This is a genomic window from Acinetobacter lwoffii (genome assembly GCF_019048525.1).
Lineage (GTDB): Bacteria > Pseudomonadota > Gammaproteobacteria > Pseudomonadales > Moraxellaceae > Acinetobacter > Acinetobacter lwoffii_K.
Window position 1 is genome coordinate 2105593 of record NZ_CP077369.1, and the last position, 17256, is coordinate 2122848.

At 46.2% G+C, this 17256-nt stretch carries 15 protein-coding genes; 5 read left to right on the forward strand and 10 right to left on the reverse strand.

Annotated elements, in window-relative coordinates; genetic code table 11:
- Nucleotides 1-25: 25 nt before the first annotated feature.
- The 8 genes from I6L24_RS09870 to I6L24_RS09905 form a co-directional block, all read right to left on the reverse strand.
- Complete coding sequence (locus I6L24_RS09870) at nt 26-1438, reverse strand: short-chain fatty acid transporter (protein ID WP_004646585.1); 1413 nt, start codon at nt 1436-1438, stop codon at nt 26-28.
- A 96-nt stretch (nt 1439-1534) separates the two neighbouring features.
- On the reverse strand, nt 1535-2173 hold the full coding sequence (locus I6L24_RS09875; RefSeq protein ID WP_005104503.1) for a CoA transferase subunit B: 639 nt from the start codon (nt 2171-2173) through the stop codon (nt 1535-1537).
- Nucleotides 2174-2175: 2 nt separating this feature from the next.
- A complete protein-coding gene (locus I6L24_RS09880) occupies nt 2176-2880 on the reverse strand; it encodes a CoA transferase subunit A (protein WP_216985954.1) in 705 nt (234 codons plus the stop codon).
- 93 nt (nt 2881-2973) lie between these two features.
- Complete coding sequence (locus tag I6L24_RS09885; RefSeq protein WP_005251439.1) at nt 2974-3876, reverse strand: hydroxymethylglutaryl-CoA lyase; 903 nt, start codon at nt 3874-3876, stop codon at nt 2974-2976.
- Nucleotides 3873-5867 carry an acetyl/propionyl/methylcrotonyl-CoA carboxylase subunit alpha gene (locus I6L24_RS09890; protein ID WP_004280124.1) on the reverse strand — a complete coding sequence of 665 codons (1995 nt, stop codon included), beginning with the start codon at nt 5865-5867 and terminating at the stop codon, nt 3873-3875. The genes I6L24_RS09885 and I6L24_RS09890 overlap by 4 nt, the downstream gene beginning before the upstream one ends.
- A gap of 19 nt (nt 5868-5886) precedes the next feature.
- On the reverse strand, nt 5887-6681 hold the full coding sequence (locus tag I6L24_RS09895; RefSeq protein WP_004280123.1) for an enoyl-CoA hydratase/isomerase family protein: 795 nt from the start codon (nt 6679-6681) through the stop codon (nt 5887-5889).
- 11 nt (nt 6682-6692) lie between these two features.
- Nucleotides 6693-8294: a carboxyl transferase domain-containing protein gene (locus I6L24_RS09900; RefSeq protein WP_216985955.1), complete on the reverse strand. Its 1602-nt coding sequence runs from the start codon at nt 8292-8294 to the stop codon at nt 6693-6695.
- 35 nt (nt 8295-8329) lie between these two features.
- Nucleotides 8330-9502, reverse strand: coding sequence for an isovaleryl-CoA dehydrogenase (locus I6L24_RS09905; RefSeq protein ID WP_004280119.1), 1173 nt, complete (start codon nt 9500-9502; stop codon nt 8330-8332).
- 148 nt (nt 9503-9650) lie between these two features.
- Here I6L24_RS09905 and I6L24_RS09910 point away from each other — a divergent pair, with 148 nt between their 5' ends.
- From I6L24_RS09910 to I6L24_RS09930, 5 genes are all read left to right on the forward strand, one after another.
- Nucleotides 9651-10286 carry a TetR/AcrR family transcriptional regulator gene (locus I6L24_RS09910; RefSeq protein WP_005251442.1) on the forward strand — a complete coding sequence of 212 codons (636 nt, stop codon included), beginning with the start codon at nt 9651-9653 and terminating at the stop codon, nt 10284-10286.
- 98 nt (nt 10287-10384) lie between these two features.
- A complete protein-coding gene (locus tag I6L24_RS09915; protein ID WP_004280116.1) occupies nt 10385-12073 on the forward strand; it encodes an AMP-binding protein in 1689 nt (562 codons plus the stop codon).
- A 308-nt stretch (nt 12074-12381) separates the two neighbouring features.
- Nucleotides 12382-13050: a class I SAM-dependent methyltransferase gene (locus I6L24_RS09920; protein WP_004280114.1), complete on the forward strand. Its 669-nt coding sequence runs from the start codon at nt 12382-12384 to the stop codon at nt 13048-13050.
- A 62-nt stretch (nt 13051-13112) separates the two neighbouring features.
- Nucleotides 13113-13910, forward strand: a complete 798-nt coding sequence (locus I6L24_RS09925) for a thioesterase family protein (RefSeq protein ID WP_004280113.1) — start codon at nt 13113-13115, stop codon at nt 13908-13910.
- An 82-nt stretch (nt 13911-13992) separates the two neighbouring features.
- On the forward strand, nt 13993-14769 hold the full coding sequence (locus tag I6L24_RS09930) for a Rossmann-like and DUF2520 domain-containing protein (protein ID WP_004280112.1): 777 nt from the start codon (nt 13993-13995) through the stop codon (nt 14767-14769).
- Between the two features lie 93 nt (nt 14770-14862).
- On the opposite strand, the gene trmB is transcribed toward I6L24_RS09930, so the two are convergent.
- Nucleotides 14863-15579 carry a tRNA (guanosine(46)-N7)-methyltransferase TrmB gene (gene trmB, locus I6L24_RS09935; RefSeq protein WP_004280110.1) on the reverse strand — a complete coding sequence of 239 codons (717 nt, stop codon included), beginning with the start codon at nt 15577-15579 and terminating at the stop codon, nt 14863-14865.
- Nucleotides 15580-15730: 151 nt separating this feature from the next.
- Nucleotides 15731-17176, reverse strand: a complete 1446-nt coding sequence (locus I6L24_RS09940) for a SulP family inorganic anion transporter (RefSeq protein WP_004280109.1) — start codon at nt 17174-17176, stop codon at nt 15731-15733.
- Between the last annotated feature and the right edge of the window lie 80 nt (nt 17177-17256).

Below are 17256 nucleotides of genomic sequence, written 5' to 3' on the forward strand. Positions count from 1 at the left end.
TTTCGTCCTTTTTTATTATCTTAAATTAAGAAAATACCGGCGGGCTATAAGTCAATGTCCGACCAAGGAACCATAGCAGGAACAGTACCAAAGGCAGATGGAAAATCAACTGGGTCACCGTAAATCCAATCACATCTTTGGCTTTTAATTTCAGGATACCCAACATCGGAAGCATAAAGAATGGATTAATCAGATTCGGCAAGGCTTCTGCCGCATTATAAATCTGTACCGACCAGCCCAGATGCACTTTCAGGTCATGCGCAGCCTGCATCACATAGGGCGCTTCGATAATCCATTTCCCTCCGCCAGAAGGAATAAAGAAACCCAGAATCGCCGAGTATAAGCCCATCACAATGGCAAAGGTTTCCTGCGAGGCAATGGAAACAAAGAACTCGGCAATGTAATGTGACAATGACAGATCGGCCGGGTTTAGCGCATTGGTCATCATAAAGGCAATACTGCCATACAGCGGAAACTGGATCAGTACCCCAGAAATGGCGGGTACGGCTTTGGATACCGCATTCAGGAAATTTCGCGGTGTACCGTGTAAGGCCACGCCCAAAATCAGGAAGATAAAGTTATAGGTATTTAAGCTGGAAATGGCCAGAATCGGATTGCTTTTGGAAAATTCGTTAAACATCCAGACTGCGCCCAGAATCACAATCAGAATGCTTAAAATGGGTGAATTTTCCAGCCAATCCCCCGGTCTTTTTTCGGCAGATACTTCCGGTTTTTCTTCTTCAATCTGAATCGGGAAGTGCTCAATGGTTTTAATGTCAGACCCTTTAGGTGCTGACCAGTAAGCAATCGCAATTGAAGCTACAATCAGTACCGCCGTCATGATCATGGATTGCGGCAGGAAAATGGTTTCGGTAAATGGAATCACGCCCGTCAGATTATAAATCGGTTCAGGCAGACTGCTTTTATTGGCCTGTAACTGTGCAGCTGAAGAACTGATGCCCAGTGCCCAGGTCGCACCCATCCCGATAATCGCGGCAGCCGCAGCAGCGCGGTAATCCATGTTAAGCTCTTTACGCTGTGCCAGTGCAATCACTAGGAGTGCAGTCAGTACAGTACTCATGGCCCAATTAATCAGAGAAATTAACAGGCTGACCGTGGCGACCAGGACAATCGCACCACGACCGGAATGTGGCAGGCGCGCCATTTTCTGGATCAGAAGCTGGACAGGCTTGGACACCGAAACCACATAACCGACCACGATCAGCATGCACATCTGCAAGGTAAAGGGAATCAGGCTCCAGAAGCCGTCACCAAAGGAAATCGCGACATCCTGTGCCGGTGCACCAATTCCGATAGCGGCAATCGCCACAATGATGACGCCGAGCAGGGCAAAAATATAAGAATCCGGAAACCATTTTTCAGACCAGTCGCTGACGCGCAAGGCGAAGCGCTGCAAAATATTTTGTTGAGTTTGCATGATTAAAATCCATTTATTCTGCGATTATTATTTTGAAATGAAACGGCTATATATAAAAAAGCCCTTAAGATGCTTCATTCTTAAGGGCTGGCTGGATCAGGCAGCATTACGTAATAGCGCTACCCCAGTGACTTTTTGAATCTCCTCAAAACTGACCTCTGGTGCCAGTTCAACCAGTCGAATTCCATCAGGACTAACATCCAGTACACCGAGGTCGGTAATAATCCGGTTGACCACAGCTTGACCAGTCAGCGGCAAGCTACATTGCGGTACAATCTTCGGTGTACCATCTTTGGCGCAGTGTTCCATTAAGACCACGACTTTTTGTACACCCGCGACCAGATCCATGGCACCGCCCATGCCTTTGACCTTTTTACCCGGAATCATCCAGTTGGCCAGATCACCAGTTTCAGACACTTCCATGGCTCCCAAAATGGCAATATTGACATGACCACCACGGATCATGGCAAAGGAGTCGGCACTTGAGAAAAATGAAGCACCTTTTCGCGCGGTAACCGTCTGTTTACCGGCATTGATCAGGTCGGCATCGACAGTTTCCTCGGTTGGAAATTCACCAATCCCCAGCAAACCATTTTCCGATTGCAGCCAGACATTGATATTTTCCGGAATATAATTTGCGACTAGCGTCGGCAGGCCAATCCCTAAATTGACATAGAAACCATCTTCAAGCTCTTGTGCCGCGCGCTGCGCCATTTCATTACGTGTCCAAGCCATGATCAAGCCTCCGCCTTTAAGGTCATCTGTTCAATACGTTTTTCCGGTTGAGCATTCACGACTATCCGGTTCACATAAATTCCCGGAAGATGGATTTCATCTGGATCCAGCACGCCAATTTCGACAATCTCTTCGACTTCAGCAATGGTAATTTTGCCGGCCATGGCACAGACCGGATTAAAGTTCTGGGCGGTTTTACGGAAAATCAGGTTGCCGGCTTTATCGGCCTTATAGGCTTTAACCAGAGCAACATCAGCTGTTAAAGATTCTTCCAGAATGTAAGACTTGCCATTAAATTCACGGACATCCTTACCTTCAGCGATCACGGTTCCGACACCCGTCGCCGTATAAAAAGCCGGAATACCGGCACCGCCAGCACGTAATTTTTCTGCCAGTGTACCCTGTGGGGTCAGCTCAACTTCCAGTTCGCCATTTAAATATTGACGTTCAAACTCTTTATTCTCACCCACATAAGAGGAGATCATTTTTTTAATTTGTTTGGTTTCCAGCAGAAGTCCGAGACCGAAGCCGTCTACGCCGGCATTGTTGGAAATACAGGTGAGTTGCTTAGCACCTGTTTCTTTTAGTGCTGTAATCAGGGCTTCTGGAATACCACATAGGCCGAAACCACCAACGGCCAGAGTATGACCATCTTGCACCACATCCTTTAAGGCGGATTGATCGCTGTCATAAACCTTGTTTGACATCTTGTCACCTCTATTATTGTTGTAGCAGACTTCAATCTGCTGCTTATATCCTTATGGCTTGCTTGAAAGCATTTTGCTCAAGCAAGTTTATTTTCAAGCACAGGCTTTTTGCCAATAGGCATTGGCATAATTGGATGGATTATTGCGCTGCAAGACTTCACTGATATTACGGCTGGCCTGCATCAGGGCATCCAGCTGAATACCGGTTTGAAAGCCCATATTCGAGAGCAGGTAATACAGGTCTTCAGTTGAGACATTGCCGGAAGCGCCTTTGGCATAAGGGCAACCACCTAGGCCGGCAATGGATGAATCAAAGACCCGAATGCCTTGCAGTAAAGACTGGTAAATATTGGCAATGGCCATGCCGTAAGTATTATGAAAATGGCCTGCCAAAACTTTAGTATCAAGTTCAGCCAGACAGGCCTCCCAGACATTTTTCACCCGATCCGGTGTTGCTGTACCAATGGTTTCACCCAATGACACTTCATAGCAGCCCATCTCCAGCAAACGCTGGGTGACTTTGACCACCTGCTTCGGATCAATGGCACCTTCATAAGGACAGTCCGCCATGCAGGAAACATAGCCACGTACCTTAATATCATTGGCTTTGGCTGCTGCCATGACATCGGCAAACTTCTCGAAGCTTTCATCAATCGAGCAGTTGATGTTTTTGCGGGTAAAGCTTTCAGAAGCTGCAGTAAATACCGCCACTTCCTTGCAACCCACAGCCAGTGCCGATTCAAAACCTTTCATGTTTGGGGTTAATAAACTGAACTGAATATTCGGATCTTGGGGTAGGCTGGCAAAGAGCACATCACTGTCTGCCATTCGCGGTACCCATTTGGCTGAAACGCAGGAGCCGACTTCGATGGACTGCAGACCGGTTTTCATTAGGTCCAGAATCAGGTTTTTCCGGTCATCCAATGTCAAAGGTATTTTTTCATTTTGCAGGCCATCGCGTGGCCCGACCTCTACGATTTTGACAAAATCCGTCATGCCACTTCCTCCGCCAGAGGCTGGAACTCGACCAGTTCATCACCGGCTTTAACCTGATCACCCTTCTGAAAATATGAGCTTGCGATGATGCCGTCATGCGGTGCGCGAATCGAGTATTCGATCTTCATGGCTTCCAGCGTCATCAGCACATCATCTTTTTTGACTTTGTCATTGGCTGCCACGAGCACCTGGGTAATGACACCTGGCATTGGTGCGATCAGGTTATTTTCCGTGCCTTGTTCATCCTGATTATTAAAATCAGACTTCAAGTAATTAAACTTATAGCTTTGACCATTCTGGAACAGGGTAATGCCTTGCTCACTCTGGCTAAAAGCCAGTTTTTGCTGTTTACCCGCCAGTTGCAAGGCTAAAGTATGGGCATCGACGAGTTGACCCTGAATCTGAATTTGCTGACCGTTATAGCTGGCAACAAAGCCTTGATCTTGGGTGCTGAACTGAATTTTCAGGTTAATGCCATTGCGTTGTAATTGCACTGTATGACTATTCTGTTGGTTTAAGCGCCAGAATGCTTGCTGCTGCCATACCGGGTTGCTTGGAACGGGATTCTGTGCCTGATGTGACAGAAGTTCAATCAGTGCGGCACTAACTACCAGTTCGGCACGGATATCCGCAGAAGGTTTGAGCAGAAATTCTTCTTCACGCTGAATCAGGCCAGTATCTAAATGTGCATTTTTAAACGAGTCACACAGCACCAGGCGATCTAGAAAAGCAATATTGTTACCCAGACCATCGACATGGAACTGACCCAGCGCATGGTGCATCTGGGTTAGGGCTGCTTCACGATTTTTACCCCAGACAATCAGTTTGGCAATCATCGGATCATAATAAGTGCTGATCTCGTCGCCTTCGACAATACCGCTATCGACACGTACACAGTCACTTTGCTCCGGATAATGCAGGTAGCTGATCTGACCGATCGCCGGGATAAAACCTTTTTCCGGCTCTTCAGCATAGACACGGGCTTCAAGCGCATGACCGTGAATCTGCAATTCATGCTGCTGCTTCGGTAAAGGTTCACCAAAAGCTACGCGCAGTTGCCATTCTACCAGATCCTGTCCGGTAATCATTTCAGTCACCGGATGTTCAACCTGTAGGCGGGTGTTCATTTCCATGAAATAGGCCGTACCGTCTTGCTCGACAATAAACTCTACCGTACCGGCGCCAACGTAATTCACTGCACGAGCGGCATCAATCGCAGCCTGACGCATCGCTTCCAGTTTATCTTCTGGCATTTTTGGTGCAGGCGCTTCTTCTAGCACTTTCTGGTGGCGACGTTGTACCGAACAATCACGCTCAAACAGATGTACATAGTTGCCATGTGTATCGCCAAAAACTTGCACTTCAATATGACGTGGCTGAATCACATAACGTTCAATCAGAACGTCTTCATTGCCAAAACTTGAACGTGCTTCACTCTTACATGAAGCAAGCGAGCTAAGAAAATCTTCGCTGCGTTCCACCAGACGCATGCCTTTACCGCCACCACCGGCACTGGCCTTGATCAGTACCGGATAGCCAATATTGTCTGCCTGCTGTTTCAGGAAGTCGGCATCCTGATTGGTCCCATGATAGCCGGGGGTTAGAGGCACACCGGCTTTTTCCATCAGCGCTTTAGAGGTGGCCTTTAGACCCATTGCCAGAATGGCATCGACTGGCGGGCCAATAAAGACAATATTGTTGTCCTGACAGGCCAAGGCAAACTGGTCATTTTCGGACAGGAAACCATAACCGGGGTGAATCGCCTGGGCACCAGTGTTTTTGGCTGCCTGAATAATGCGATCAATTTGCAAATAACTTTGAGCTGCTGGCGATTCACCAATATAGATCGCTTCATCGGCCAGTTTCACATGTTGTGCCTGCGCATCAGCATCGGAATAGACGGCAACGGTGGCAATTCCTAATTTCTTCGCTGTACGAATCACACGGCAGGCAATTTCACCACGGTTGGCAATTAAAATCTTCTCAAACATTGTAGGATCCTTCTCGTTGTTATGCCGTGGTCTTGATCCAAGCCGGGCTTTGTTTGTTCAAAAATGCATTCAGTCCATTTTTCGCCTCATCTCCCTGGCGAATATGGGCAATATGCTGTGCTGTTTTAAGCAGTAAATCTTCGGTCAATACCTGTTGGTCAACCAGTTGAATCAACTGTTTCGATGCGCTCTGTGCGGCAGGACCACCAAGTAAAAGTGCTTCCACAATTTCATCAATTTTGCTGTCGAGCTGTTCTGGTGGAGTGACTTCATGCGCAAGACCAATGCTTTTGGCCTGTTCAGCAGTAATCCGCTCGGCAGTCAGGAAATAACGTGAAGCTTGACGTGTACCAATTGCACGAATTACATACGGGCTGATGGTCGAAGGTGCCAGACCTAAGCGAACCTCGGAAGTGGCAAACTTGGCATCTGTACTGGCCACACAAATATCACAGGCTGAGGCCAGCCCCATGCCGCCACCAAAGGCAATGCCGTGTACCCGGGCAATGGTTGGCTGTTTTAAGGTCGCCAGACTTTGCAGCATTTTTGCCAGTTTGAGCGCATCCGCCTCATTGTCTGCCTGTGATGCCTGACCGGCCTGTTTCATCCAGTTCAGATCCGCACCCGCAGAGAAGCTTTTGCCACGACCCGCCAGAATCACCACGCGTACATCATCACGGTTATTTAAAGACTGGAAGCAAGCATGCAGTTCTTCAATGACTTGAGTATTAAAGGCATTGTGCAGTTCAGCACGGTTAATCCAAACCGTTGCCACCTGATTCTGCTGTTCGAGCTGTAAAAATTGATATGTCATTTTGTCACCTCTTACATGCGGAACACGCCGAATTTGGTTGGCTGGATGGGCGCATTCAGGGCTGCAGCTAGACTTAAAGCCAGAACCTCACGTGATTGCGCCGGATCAATCACACCGTCATCCCATAAACGCGAAGACGCATAATAAGGATGGCCTTGGCGTTCGTATTGATCACGAATTGGTTGTTTAAACTGGTCTTCTTCTTCAGCTGACCAGCTGCCGCCTTTCTGTTCAATCTGGTCACGTTTTAAGGTCGACAAAACGCTAGAGGCCTGTTCACCGCCCATCACTGAAATACGCGAGTTTGGCCAGGTCCACATAAAGCGCGGCGAGTAGGCGCGGCCACACATACCGTAGTTGCCAGCACCAAAAGAACCGCCAATCACTAGAGTCAACTTAGGCACATTGGCGTTGGCGACGGCCATCACCAGCTTGGCACCATTTTTGGCAATGCCTTCATTTTCATACTGGCGACCGACCATAAAGCCGGTAATGTTTTGCAGGAAAATCAGCGGAATATTGCGCTGGGTACACAGTTCAATAAAATGTGCGCCTTTTTGGGCAGACTCGGAAAATAGAATGCCATTATTGGCAATAATCCCGATTGGCATGCCATAGAGCTTGGCAAAACCGGTCACCAGGGTAGTGCCGAAACGTGCCTTGAACTCGTCAAAACGTGAGCCATCGACAATACGCGCTATCACTTCACGGATATCAAAAGGCTTGCGCGCGTCACTCGGCACAATGCCGTACAGTTCCGAACTGTCAAACAGCGGCGCTTCGATTTCATCTGCGGTCTTGTTTGGCTTTTTGTTCAGGTTGGCCACGATGTTGCGGGCAATCGCAAGTGCATGTTCATCGTTTTCAGCCAGATGATCAGCCACGCCAGACAAACGGGTATGCACATCACCACCACCGAGATCCTCACTGGACACCACTTCACCAGTAGCTGCCTTAACTAGAGGAGGGCCGCCTAGGAAAATGGTGCCCTGATTGCGGACAATAATGGTTTCATCTGACATGGCAGGCACATAAGCACCGCCTGCAGTACAGCTGCCCATCACCACTGCAATTTGGGCGATACCTTGGCTCGACATACGTGCCTGATTGTAGAAAATACGGCCGAAGTGATCGCGGTCTGGAAATACTTCATCCTGTAAAGGCAAATATGCACCGCCTGAATCCACCAGATAAATACAAGTCAGATGGTTCTGTTCGGCAATTTCCTGGGCACGTAAATGCTTTTTCACTGTTAATGGATAATAAGTACCGCCTTTCACCGTAGCATCATTGGCGATGATCATGCAGGTCACACCGTTGACCTGACCAACACCAGCGACCACACCTGCGGCAGGAACATCATCCTGATACACCTGATAGGCAGCCAGCTGACCAATTTCCAGAAAAGCGGTTCCTGGATCGATCAGGTGATTAATCCGTTCACGGGGGAGTAATTTGCCACGGTCCAGATGTTTTTGACGGGCAGTTTCGCCACCACCCAAAGCAATTTTTTCAATTTTCTGTTTTAGGTCATCCACCAGTTGCAGCATGGCAGTCTGGTTGGTTTTAAACTCTTCACTACGTATATTGATTTTGCTCGATAACTGATTCATGACCAACATCCTTGTTTTATTCTAAGTGTTAAGGTTTAGGCTGTTTCGTTGAAAAGTTCACGGCCAATCAGCATGCGGCGGATTTCTGAAGTACCGGCGCCAATTTCATACAGTTTGGCATCACGCCATAAACGGCCGGCAGCAAATTCGTTGATATAACCGTTACCACCTAAAGTCTGAATGGTTTCTCCTGCCATCCAGGTCGCTTTTTCAGCAGCATATAAAATGGCACTGGCAGCATCTTTACGCAGGCTACGGCTATGCTCAGCTTTGTCACATTCAGCACCGACCGCATAAACCAGTGCCTTACAGGCTAGCCAGGTCGAATACATGTCGGCAATTTTGCCTTGCATTAACTGGAATTCGCCCAGCGCCTGACCAAACTGTTTACGGTCATGAATATATGGAATCACGGTATCCATACAGGCATCCATAATCCCCAGTGGGCCAGCACTCAATACAGCACGCTCATAGTCCAGACCACTCATCAAGACCTTGGTGCCATTACCGACGCCGCCCATGACGTTTTCTTTGGGTACTTCGACATTGTCAAAAAACAGCGGATAAGTGTTTGAACCGCGCATACCCAGTTTGTCCAAATGTGTGCCATGACTGAAACCTGGCATATTTTTTTCAACCAGAAAGGCGGTCATGCCTTTGGCGCCGGCCTGCAAATCGGTTTTTGCATAGACCACCAGGACATCGGCATCGCCACCATTGGTGATCCACATTTTTGAACCATTCAACAGGTAGTGATCGCCTTTGTCTTCTGCTTTCAGTTTCATGCTCACCACATCCGAGCCTGCATTCGGTTCAGACATTGCCAAGGCACCGACATATTCACCTGAAATCAGTTTAGGCAGATAACGCTGTTTCTGTTCTTCAGTACCATTTCGCTTAATTTGGTTTACACATAGGTTAGAATGTGCGCCATAGGACAGCCCAATGGATGCAGAAGCACGGGAAATTTCCTGCATGGCAATGATGTGCGCCAGATAACCAAAATTTGAACCGCCATATTCCTCACTGACTGTCAGCCCGAGCAGGCCCATCTCGCCAAACTTTTTCCAAAGGTGGGCAGGGAACTTGTTGTCACGGTCAACCTGTTGAGCAATCGGGGTAATTTCTTTGGCGCAAAAAGCGGCCACTGAATCACGAAGCGCTATTAGAGTTTCATCCAAACCGAAATCCAAGCTTTGTAAATTCATTCTTCATCCATCCTGAGGTTATATTTGTTGTGTCCAAAAAAGCATTTTTGTTGTGCTTGTGGTTTTAACATACAATGAAAAAATAAAAAAGTGAATCTATATTCACAAAATGATTTACAATTCATTTTATCTTGTTGAGAATAATTTTATGAGTTATAAAAGATCATCATTGATGCAGGAACGAATGGAACAAAATCGCCTGTCGATTTTGGAATCTGCTCGTGAACTGATTATTCAAGGGGGCTTGAAGGAGGCATCGATTCAGGCGATTGCAGAGCGCGCAGGCGTTTCTACAGGGCTGGTCTATCGATATTTCGAAAGCAAAAGCCAGATTTTGATCGAGGTTTTGTCGGCCGCGATTCAGCATGAAGTCGGGATCCTGAACCATATTGCCGAGTCAGATTTGTCGCCAAAACTGAAATTGCAAAAATCTGTTACAACTTTTGTCAAGCGTGCCATGAATAGCCCCCAACTGGCGTATTCACTGATGTTCGAACCGGTTGATCCGGAAATGGAACATGAGCGTTTTCGCAGTAAGCAGCTGCTCAAGCAGAGCATTAAGGAAATTCTGGCCGAAGGAAAGGTCAATGGAGAATTCGAATTTGAAGATTTGAATACGGCAGCGTTGGGCGTAGTTGGTGCCATGACCTTTGTCGTGATTGAACCTTTAAATCCGTCCCGAAATGTCATGTTTGATCAGAAGTATAAGGATCACTTTGTCAAACAGATTGCCGATTTTTGTGTCAACGCAGTACGTGGACAGGAGGAAAATTTACAAGCATAAACACACAAAAAACCGGTACACAGACAAGGTCGTCGTGGTCATAAAACAATTAGTAAAGTTGAAAATCAGAATTACAAAGAATCAAGGAGATCGATTCAATGACACAAGTACGGTTAAGCTATGCCTATGGAACCAGCAGCCAGCCTTTATTGGGCATGACGATTGGTGAAAAATTTGATCAGGCTTGCGAGCGGTATGCAGAACGTGATGCGGTAGTGAGTTTGCATCAGAACATACGCCTCAGTTACCGGCAGCTACAGGAACAAGTCAATGCCTTTGCCTGTCAGCTGCTGAAAATGGGTATGCAAAAAGGTGATCGTCTGGCGATCTGGTCGCCGAACTGTGTGGAATGGACCATTACCCAGTTTGCAGCCTTCAAGGCAGGCATTATTCTGGTGAATTTAAATCCAGCTTATAAAAGCAACGAGCTTGAATATGTGCTAAACAAGGTCTCCTGTAAGGGACTGGTGATTGCAGCGCAGTTTAAGACGACGGACTATCAGGAAATTCTGACTAAAATTGCACCGGAATTGCAGGAAACCGAAGGTAAATTCCTTAATGCAGAGCGACTGCCACATTTAAAGCATGTGATTAAAATTGATGATCAGCAGCATACCGGCATCCACCGTTTTCAGGATTTACTAAGCTCGCCTAGTGCGCAAGAGTTGGAACAACTGCAACAGATCTCCAGTGAATTGCAGTTTGATGAAACGATTAATATCCAGTTTACCTCGGGCACTACGGGCAATCCGAAAGGCACCATGTTGACCCATAATAATATTTTAAATAATGGTTATTTTGTCGGTGAAGCCATTCATTTAGGGCCAGAAGACCGTGTCTGTATTTCAGTGCCTTTATTCCACTGTTTTGGTATGGTCATGGGCAATCTGGCCTGTATTACGCATGGCTCTGCCATGATCTATCCGTCTGCCGTGTTTAATCCGCTGGAAACCTTAAAAGCCATCCAGCAGGAAAGATGTACCGCGGCTTATGGTGTGCCGACTATGTTTATTGCGGTGCTGGAACATGAACAGTTTGACGAGTTTGATCTGTCCAGTCTGCGTACCGGGATTATGGCGGGTAGTCCATGTCCGCAGGAAATTATGCAGCGCGTGATTGAACGGATGCATATGTCTGAAATCACGATTTGTTATGGCATGACTGAAACCGCACCCGTCAGTGCACAAAGCTCAACGGCAGACAGTGTCGAGCAACGTGTCAGTACGGTTGGCCGGGTACATCCGCATCTGGAAGTTAAAATTGTCGATGAAAATGGCAAGGTGGTTCCACGCGGCCAATTGGGTGAGCTGTGTGTACGTGGTTATTCAGTGATGCTCGGTTATTGGGAAGATCAGGATAAAACCCAGGAAGTGATTGATGCGGCGCGCTGGATGCATACCGGTGATATCGCTGAAATGGATGATGAAGGCTTTGTCAAAATCAAGGGCCGAATCAAGGACGTGGTGATTCGTGGAGGGGAAAACCTGTTCCCGAAAGAAATTGAAGATTTCCTTTATACCCATCCGGCTGTTTCAGATGTACAGGTGATTGGGGTGCCAGACCATAAATATGGTGAGGAACTTTGTGCCTGCATCATCCTGCATGAAAATGATCCTTGTACTGAAGAAACCATCCGTCAGTATTGTAAGGAGCATATTTCTCACAATAAAGTGCCGCGCTATGTGCGTTTCTTCCAGGAATTTCCAATGACGGCTTCAGGGAAGGCGCAGAAGTTCAAATTGCGTGAATTTATGCGTGAAGAGCTGAACTTGAAAGAGATTGCTTAAACTTTATTTTTTACGTTAGAACTAATCCTAAAGCTAACAATTAATAGCAACTCATCAGAGAGCCCGGCGACATGGATGTCGCCGTTTCACTGTATGGCAGGGATGCCATATCAGTGAAACAAAAGGGTTTGGTTACTTTGCCCCGTCAAAGTAACGAAAAACCTGCGCAATGGACGTTCAATATATCTAGCAGTTTGAGGTTGTACATTTAGCAAGATTCTAAAATGTCTGTAAATGAATTTACTGATCACGACGGTCTGGTAATAGAAATACATGAATGTACTGAACATCTAAAATCAGAGTAAAATATGGCAAAAAACTTTCACAGTGAAGTCGTGGTCGCCAGTTATGACGATCATATCCGTAAACTGATTCCCGGTTATGAACTGGTGCATCAGCAGATTGAAGCAATTCTCAGCACTGAACTCCCAGAAACCGCACATATATTAATAGTGGGTTGCGGAACAGGTTATGAATTGTCGTATTTATTAGAGCAACATCCAGACTGGACCTTTACTGCAATTGATCCATCAGCAGCTATGCTGGAACAGGTTAGTAAAAATCTGAATTCCATAGATCAACAAAGGGTACAACTTATCCAAAGCACAATCCAAGATTTGAATCAGCCGGATACGTTTGATGCTGCGTTGGCCATTCTAGTGGCACATTTCATTCCAAATTCCGAAAAAAACGGATTTTTTCAGGCTATTTATCAGTGTCTTAAAACCAATGGTCTTGCATTGACCTATGATCTGATGCAACCTGAAGATCAGCAAGACATTAAAACTATGCAGAAGATGGCACAACAGACAGGGTTGAGTGTAACGCAAAGTACCAAGATGATTGAACGCTTGGAGCAGGATTTTTACTTGTTATCTGCGCATAATTTTAAAGCGCTTTTAACCAAAGTCGGATTTAAACAGTGCAAAATTTATTGTCAAATCATGGATTATCATGGCTTTTTGCTCAGAAAATAAAGATAAAAGCACTTTTTGTAAACTCTAAAGTTTAAGTGAATATTCAGGGAAGTATTAAAACAATGTCGGCATATTACAGTTTTATTCAGCGCGAACAGCATGCAGATGGCAGTACTACGGCTTATTACCGTTCTAATATTCATGCACAAGGTGCGTGGAATCCGCATGAGCAGCACATGGCGCCAGCCACCGGTATTCTATGCGTCGAACTGGAACAGTTTCAGCCACGTGCTGACATGCGTATTGGTCGGGTCGGGCTGGATATTTTTGGCCTGATAGCCTTTGGTGAATTTTCGATTACCACACGCATGATCCGTCCGGGTAAAACCATTGAACTGGTTGAAGCTGAAATGTGTGCCAATGGTAAAACCTGTATCGTGGCACGCGCGTGGAGAATGCTAACTTCAAATACCACGGCCATTGCTGGAGTGGAAGATTTTCCGATCGAAAGTCCAGAATATTTACCGGTTTGGGAGGGTATGCGCTGCTGGCCGGGCGGTTATATCCAGAGTATTGAAACCCGGGCACATGCTGACCATCGTGCAGGCAAGGGCATTGTCTGGCTAAGAAATTCGCTGGACATGGTAGAAGGTCAACCGACGACAGACTTTAGTCGTTTGCTCGGTATGGTCGATACGGCCAATGGCATTGTGCCACGTCAGGACCCGAATTCCGGTTGGGGATTTCCGAATCTGGACCTGCAGATTCATATGCACCGTCTGCCGCAGGGTAAATGGCTGGGACTGGAAGTGGTGCAGCAATATGGTGAAGATGGTATTGGTCTGACCAGCGGGATTCTGCATGATGTTCATGGACCTTTTGGTCGAAGTGAACAGATTCTGACCCTGCGAAAGTTCTAAAGTCTATTCGAAACATCAAGGCCAATTGCCTCAATCTTTATTTATTGGCATGCTGTGCGTAATTTATCAGGAAGAACAGCAGATGCGGATCAGTATGATTGGGGCAGGGCGAGTGGCATATCATCTTGCCCTTGTATTGTCAGCACACCATGAGATCGTACAGATCTACAGTCGAACCCTAGAAAAAGCACAATATCTGGCTGAGCAATTCAACGCTCAGGCCATCGCTCAGCCTCAACAGCTGGATCATGAGGTGGATCTGGTCATTATCGCGGTCAGTGATCAGTCGATTGCCAACGTCATTGAACAGATTCATCCGTATCTACAGCAGAATCTGATCGTACATACCTCTGGCAGCACCCATCTCAATTTACTGAAAAATGTGCATGCGCGTGCAGGCGTATTTTATCCTTTACAGACCTTTAGTCTCGAACGCCAGATTGATTGGCAGCAGACGCCACTGTTGATTGAAGCGGTGAATGAACAGGACCAAATCCTGTTATTAGAACTGGCAAATAGCCTAAGCAATCGTGTTTATACTTATAGTTCCAGTCAACGTCTCAGTTTGCATCTTGCAGCGGTATTTGCCTGTAATTTTGCCAATTACTGTTATGACATGGCCAAGCAGGTGGTTGATGTACAACAGGTCGATTTCAGTTTGTTGTATCCCTTAATGCTGGAAACTGCCAATAAAGCCACTCAGAATGATCCCAAACAAATGCAGACCGGCCCAGCGATGCGTGGTGATCAGAATATCTTGAATATGCATCAGCAGATGTTAGCCAATATGCAGCGAGAAGATTTACAAAATGTCTATCAGTTGTTGAGCCAGCAGATTCTCACGCGTCATCAGAAATGAAGAAGCTGATAATTTATCTACGAAGCAGGGTTCAAAGCCAAATTTTTCCCATAAAAAAGCGCTGAATAATCAGCGCTTTTTTTGAGTCTTAGATTAAGAAATTTTCTTAAAGATAAAATCATTAATCTTGTGACCTGCTTCAATCCCGCGACGTTCAAACTTGGTTTGTGGACGCCATTCCGGACGAGGATAGCTATTGCCTTTGCCCGCCAGATTTTCCAGACGTGGACGTTCTTCCAATACTTCTATCATCCATTCCGCATACGGTTCCCAGTCCGTTGCAGCATGGAAAGTTCCGCCAAGCTCCAGCTTTTGCTCCACCAGCGGCATACGGTCATGCGAAACAAAGCGGCGTTTAAAATGACGTTTTTTCTGCCATGGATCAGGGAAGTATAACTGAACTGCATTAATACTATTGTCTGGCATTTCACGTAATACCTGAATTGCATCAGCATCCAGCACACGTAAGTTCGTTAGGCCTTCAATACCTGCTTCATACACGCACTGCGCAATTCCAGGTACATGGACTTCAATTCCGACAAAGTTACGTTCAGGATTAGCTTTGGCCATCAATACCAGTGAACGGCCCATACCAAAACCAATTTCTACAGTCAAAGGACGTTCAGGATGTTCAAAGTGCTGACGCAAATCACCGACTGGATATTCCAAAATTAAGTGACCATATTGTTCAAGCGCAGTACGTTGAGAGGTATTCAGCGGCATTGAGCGGCGCATAAACGTCACGATTTCACGGTGCTCGCTTAAGTTTTCCAGCTCCACGACTTGCTGGTCTAATTGATCGTTCGACATAACTTTGGCAAATCTAAAAATTCAGAATGCGGTATTTTAAGTCCTGAGCCGAGCAAGTCAAACTTTTCTCGGTATTTCTCCATAAAAATCGGCAAGATCTTCCAGATAAAATAAAAGAGCCAATTGAGGCTCTTTTATTAATCATCGTTCATCAGCTACTAAACCGGTCGATCAATGTACTGCTGGCTTCATTCAAACCAATCACCCTTACATCTATCCCTTGGGCTTTAAACTTCTGAATCACGTTATTCAGCATATTGACCGAAGTCACGTCCCAAATATGCGCATGGGTCAGATCCAGTTCGACATGCTCAAGCTTCTCTTTAAAATCAAAGAACTGATAGAACTTCTCTGAACTGCTAAAGAATATCTGTCCAGAAATAAAGTAGCTGCGTGAATGAGCCGAATTCAAATGCGTATAGACATGTACGGTTCTTTCCAGTTTATTAATAAAGAACAGGGCAGAGAGCAATACGCCGACAAATACACCAAGCGCCAGATTATGAGTGGCAAGCACGACAATAATCACGGCAATCATCACGGTATTAAATTCTAGCGGATGTTTGCTGAATTGCTTGATTGCTCCCCATTGAAAGGTGGTAAATGCCACCATAATCATGATCGCAACCAGCGCTGCCATTGGGATATAAGCCAGCCAGTCTTTCAAAAAAACCACGAGACACAGCAGAAACACGCCAGCGACCAGAGTCGATAAACGGGTACGTGCCCCTGAAGACACATTGATAATTGACTGGCCGATCATGGCACAACCGGCCATCCCGCCCATAAAGCCGCTGACAATATTGGCCATACCCTGACCACGACATTCCTGATGACGGTCACCTTCAGTTCCGGTCACTTCATCAATGACCGTAGTGGTCATCATGCTTTCCAGCAAACCGACAGTCGCCAAGGTAAAGGAATAAGGCAGGATAATTTGCAAGGTTTCCAGATTGAGTGGAATTTCTGGAATCAGGAATACTGGCAAAGTATCCGGGAATTGTCCAAGATCGCTCACGGTACGCATATCTGCACTTAACAACAGCGCCAACCCGCTTAATACGATAATACAGATTAAAGGTGAGGGAATGGCTTTGCCAATTTTCGGGATATACGGAAACAGATAAATAATTGCCAGACCAATCGCAATAAACAGATAACCGGTGCTATCCATCCGGTTAATTTCCGGGATTTGTGCCACAAATATCAGGATCGCCAAGGCATTCAAAAATCCGTATACCACCGCCTGCGATACAAAGCGCATTAATTTAGCGACTTTAAAATAACCCGCAATGACCTGAATGATGCCGGTCAGAATTGTGGCAGCCAACAGATATTGCAAACCATGTTCTTTTACCAAGGTAATCATCAAAAGTGCCATTGCGCCTGTAGCCGCAGAGATCATGGCAGGACGGCCACCAAAAAAGGCAATGGATACTGCAATGCAGAAAGAGGCATATAAACCGACTTGCGGATCGACACCGGCAATGGCAGAGAAGGCAATTGATTCAGGAATCAGGGCAAGTCCCACCACCAGACCTGCCAATACATCTGTGCGGATATTGGAAAACCATTCTTCTTTTTTCAGGCTAATCACGAAATATCATCTAAATTTGGAAAACCTGTGTATGTTAAACAGATAGAGATAAAAATCTACACAAGATTGACTTGCAAAAG

Excerpts from the sequence above, each read along its gene's own strand:
- I6L24_RS09870 (WP_004646585.1), bottom strand. The coding sequence starts at position 1,438 with ATGCAAACTCAACAAAATATTTTGCAGCGCTTCGCCTTGCGCGTCAGC.
- I6L24_RS09875 (WP_005104503.1), bottom strand. The coding sequence starts at position 2,173 with ATGGCTTGGACACGTAATGAAATGGCGCAGCGCGCGGCACAAGAGCTT.
- I6L24_RS09880 (WP_216985954.1), bottom strand. The coding sequence starts at position 2,880 with ATGTCAAACAAGGTTTATGACAGCGATCAATCCGCCTTAAAGGATGTG.
- I6L24_RS09885 (WP_005251439.1), bottom strand. The coding sequence starts at position 3,876 with ATGACGGATTTTGTCAAAATCGTAGAGGTCGGGCCACGCGATGGCCTG.
- I6L24_RS09890 (WP_004280124.1), bottom strand. The coding sequence starts at position 5,867 with ATGTTTGAGAAGATTTTAATTGCCAACCGTGGTGAAATTGCCTGCCGT.
- I6L24_RS09895 (WP_004280123.1), bottom strand. The coding sequence starts at position 6,681 with ATGACATATCAATTTTTACAGCTCGAACAGCAGAATCAGGTGGCAACG.
- I6L24_RS09900 (WP_216985955.1), bottom strand. The coding sequence starts at position 8,294 with ATGAATCAGTTATCGAGCAAAATCAATATACGTAGTGAAGAGTTTAAA.
- I6L24_RS09905 (WP_004280119.1), bottom strand. The coding sequence starts at position 9,502 with ATGAATTTACAAAGCTTGGATTTCGGTTTGGATGAAACTCTAATAGCG.
- I6L24_RS09910 (WP_005251442.1), top strand. The coding sequence starts at position 9,651 with ATGAGTTATAAAAGATCATCATTGATGCAGGAACGAATGGAACAAAAT.
- I6L24_RS09915 (WP_004280116.1), top strand. The coding sequence starts at position 10,385 with ATGACACAAGTACGGTTAAGCTATGCCTATGGAACCAGCAGCCAGCCT.
- I6L24_RS09920 (WP_004280114.1), top strand. The coding sequence starts at position 12,382 with ATGGCAAAAAACTTTCACAGTGAAGTCGTGGTCGCCAGTTATGACGAT.
- I6L24_RS09925 (WP_004280113.1), top strand. The coding sequence starts at position 13,113 with ATGTCGGCATATTACAGTTTTATTCAGCGCGAACAGCATGCAGATGGC.
- I6L24_RS09930 (WP_004280112.1), top strand. The coding sequence starts at position 13,993 with ATGCGGATCAGTATGATTGGGGCAGGGCGAGTGGCATATCATCTTGCC.
- trmB (WP_004280110.1), bottom strand. The coding sequence starts at position 15,579 with ATGTCGAACGATCAATTAGACCAGCAAGTCGTGGAGCTGGAAAACTTA.